Source organism: Psittacicella gerlachiana, from assembly GCF_003585965.1.
GTDB lineage: Bacteria > Pseudomonadota > Gammaproteobacteria > Enterobacterales > Psittacicellaceae > Psittacicella > Psittacicella gerlachiana.
The window spans coordinates 1-4073 of sequence record NZ_NRJF01000109.1; the positions used below are offsets into that span (position 1 = coordinate 1).

Annotated in this window: 2 protein-coding genes; both read left to right on the forward strand. The window is 30.3% G+C overall.

The window, feature by feature from the left end; genetic code table 11:
* The first annotated feature begins 1121 nt into the window (after positions 1-1121).
* Complete coding sequence (locus CKF59_RS04205) at positions 1122-2018, forward strand: N-acetylneuraminate lyase (RefSeq protein ID WP_119534725.1); 897 nt, start codon at positions 1122-1124, stop codon at positions 2016-2018.
* 154 nt (positions 2019-2172) lie between these two features.
* Positions 2173-3705 (forward strand): sodium:solute symporter family transporter, encoded by a 1533-nt coding sequence (locus tag CKF59_RS04210; protein ID WP_119534726.1) that lies wholly within the window; start codon positions 2173-2175, stop codon positions 3703-3705.
* The last annotated feature ends 368 nt before the right edge of the window (positions 3706-4073 follow it).

Here is a 4073-nt window from a genome sequence, read left to right on the forward strand (position 1 = left end):
ATATTAGGTTATAGGGGTCTAATATTTATTTAGTGTGTAATTAATATATGTGATTTTCTAAGTTAATTTTTGAGGGCTTTATATAGAAGAATACTTATAATCTTATTTAGTTACTATATAACCAGTAAGAAAGTGTTATCAAAGCTTTGTTATTTAATAATTAATTTATTTTTAGTTTATGTAATATGTATTTTATATAAAATCATATAGGGGCAAATCTTTGTAAGACGATTATAGAAAGTAAGAACTTAGATATCGAATGTTGTTTTTATCACATTTGTGGAATCAAATTCTTTCTTATTAGAGGGTATTAATAGCAATAGAGTCGTTAATGTAAGCTTACCTACTGTTTCTTACAAGAATAATTTAAGATTTGATTTTAAGATATTTAAATTTTTTAGAAAGAAAGTTTAAGGATTGGAAGTGATTTCGAACTATTGAAGAGAATAGATAATGCAATTGATGACATAGTTAATAGATGTTGTTTAGTAGGTAGTAGTGTATATACCTCATATATACTTATAAGTTTACGTAGTTATTACGGATAAGCATGTGAAAAGGTAAATTTTATAGAATAAAGAATTCTATTATATTTAGATAACTTTTTTAAAGCATAATTAATAGAAAATAAGGTGATAGGTTCATTATTAATCTATTTAATTAAAATTAATTTACTTAATTTTGGAATTAGTCTATTAAGTTAATTATTTTCGCAAAAATAGATTGTTTTAATAAGTAATCTTTTGATTTATAAAATAAATAAAAGAAAGTTCTTATTTGTTGAAAATTAGATGTAAATTTCATGAGTTTTTAATAACCTTGTAAAGGTTGTGCTTATTTATTTTAGATCTCAAAAAAAGTGTGATCAATGACAACTTTTTGAAATAAATTCGCCCATTTTTTTACAAATTCGATATTATAAAAATATAGCAATAGATTAAGTGGTATTTATTAACTTTACAAAGTAAATGCAAACTTAGTTTATAAAATTATCATGAGCATTTAAGATGTTATTAATTGATAAAGTAGATAGATGTAGATTTAAATTCTTTATATTTAGTTTAAGATAATATTTTTAAATGTTTATTTTGCACGATGTGAAGTTTTTCTAGGAGAAAAAAATGAGTAAATTAGGTGGAGTTATTAGTGCTTTATTAGTATCTTATAATCCTGATGGTTCATTAGACGAAGCTGGTACACGAGCTATTGTTAGACACAATATCGATGTAAACAAAATCGATGGTCTATATGTGGGTGGTTCTACTGGTGAAAACTTTTTAATTGACACTGAAACTAAAAAACGTATTTTTGCTATAGTTGCTGATGAAGCAAAAGGTCAAGTACCTTTAATTGCTCAAGTAGGTGGAATTAACCTATTAGAATCAATTGAGTTAGCAAAATACGTAAAAAGCTTAGATGCTTATACTTCTCTTTCGGCAGTTACTCCTTTCTACTATAAATTTAGCTTTAATGAAATTAAAGAATATTATCGTAGCATTATCGAAGCTGCTGATATGGATATGATTATCTATTCTATTCCTCTTTTAACTGGAGTAAACCTATCTTTAGCACAGTTTGAAGAGTTATTTGCAGAACCTCATATTATCGGTGTAAAATTCACGGCAGCTGATTTCTATCTATTAGAAAGATTAAGAGGAGCATTCCCAAATAAATTAATCTTCTTCGGCTTTGATGAATTATTACTACCAGCTACAGTTTATAAAGTAGATGGAGCTATAGGTTCTACATTTAACGTTGATGCACCTTTAGCTAAAGAAGTTTTTGCACGAGTAAAAGCTGGGGACTTAGACGGAGCACGTGATGCACAAACTAAGCTAAACAACTTTATTGATCAGGTATTAGCTAATGGCTTATACCAAACTTTAAAAGAAAGTTTACGCTTAGCTGGAGTTGAAGCTGCTATGTATGTAAGACCACCTATGTCGCAGTTAACTCCTGAACAAAAAGAACGTGCAGTTCACATCTATGCAAGCTTAAAGGCAGATTTACCTAAGTAATCTTAGTTAATGTCTTTTGATTGGTAATGACCAATCCTTAATTGAACGGCTTCTACTTTTTACTTATCGATTTATAATGGGTCTGAGATTAGTAGAAGCGTTTCTGACTTGTCTAGTAGTTTACTAGATATCACTCAAAGTTAGGATTTAATATATGGAAGCAACAACATCATGGGGCTGGATTAACTGGTTGGTGGTAGCTTTATACTTAATTGGAGTTCTAGCATTTGGTTTCCTCTTCTCAAGTAAAAAAGATTCTACAAAAGAATATTTCTTAGGAGGTGGTCGAATTCCAGCTTGGGTATCAGGTCTATCCATCTACTCAACAATGCTCTCTTCTATTTCTTACTTAGCTATTCCTGCATCAATTTTCCGTAATGGTCTAGTTATAGGTACAGCTTCATTAGGTACAATTCCTTTAGCGTTTTGGGTTGTACGTTATGTAGTACCTGTATTTAGAAGTGTAGATGCGGTAACTGGTTATGAATACTTAGAGAAGCGTTTTAAATCTCCATTCTTTAGATACGTAGGTTCACTTTCATTCTCATTATTCCACTTAGCTCGTATTGGTCTTGTACTATACTTACCAGCTATTGCGTTAATGATTATTTTCCCTGGTGCATCTATTATTACTCTAACTGTAGCTACTGCTCTTGTATGTGTATTCTATACTACAACTTCAGGAATTGCTGGGGTAGCATGGCTTGACGCTATTCAGGCAATTATCTTAATTGTTGGTATGATCATTATGGCTTGGGTTGGATTTAGTTATATTCCAGAACAAGGCTTATGGGCAGCATTACAAGATCAAGGTAAAGCTTACTCAGCACAAAACTTTGCTTTTGCTTTATCTAACGACTCTATGTGGGCACTAGTAATTGGACACGGTATCTTTAGTTCAATTTATTCATACATTGGTTCACAAGACGTAATCCAACGTTACTCTATTACTTCTGATGAAAAAGAAGCTAAAAAAGCAGTACTCTTCAATGTTCCTATGTTACTAGTTTCTGTAGTAATGTTTACATTAATGGGTGCAGCGTTAATTATCTTCTTTAACTATTCTGGTCATGTATTACCAGACAGCATCTCAGGTAATGCGATTGTTCCTTATTTCATCTTTAACTTCTTACCAGTTGGTTTATCAGGTTTAGTAGTAGTGGGAATCTTAGCGGCAACGCAATCAACGATTTCTTCTTCAATTAACTCTTTAGCAACTTGTGTGGCTAACGATATTCTTCTCCCGAAATCAACTAATGAAAAATTAAAAGTTAAAGTTGGAATGGTTGCTTCTGCTGTTTCAGGTTTATTAGGTACAGCTTTAGCTTACTACTTAATTATTGCTGGTCAAGGTGATGCCTTCAAATTATTCGCAGGTCTAACAGGTCTATTCGGTGGTCCATTAGCAGCTATTTTCTTATTAGCTATCTTCTGTGACCGTGCAGGTAAAGAAGCTGGTTATGTATGTTTATTAGTTGCAATCGCAGTTTCTTTCTACTTAGCAAATCCACTAGGCTTAGGTTATACTCCGATTAAAGTAAGTCCATTCTTAATTGCATTTGTAATTATTTCAATCGGTTTAGTTGCAGGTATTATTGCTTCTTACATTTTCCCAGCTCCTAAACGTGACGAAGTTAATAACTTAACTTACAAAACAGTGATGGAAAATCGCCGTAAAGTAAGATAATGTTACATAAATCCTCCTAAAGTATTTTGGGAGGATTTATTAGTTTTAATTTAGCTCTAAATTGACTTTAAAATTTAAGTTAGGTGGTGAGAATATAGACTTTGTATTTGAGTTTAGGTGAGGAGAATAGATATTTGGTATTTAAACTGAAGTGAAATTTATAAAATTAAAATTATGCTTATAGAAGCCTATGAACTATTTAAAGGGTTAGGATTTATGCTAGATTATTAGTTTTTCTCTTTTAAATAATTTATAAGTTAGAGGCTAGTTTTAAATTCAAATATAAGATTTATCTATAAATAAATATTTGAATTAATAATCTAGTTTAATTTTTTAAAGATATAAAGATAAAATAGATAAGATCGTAT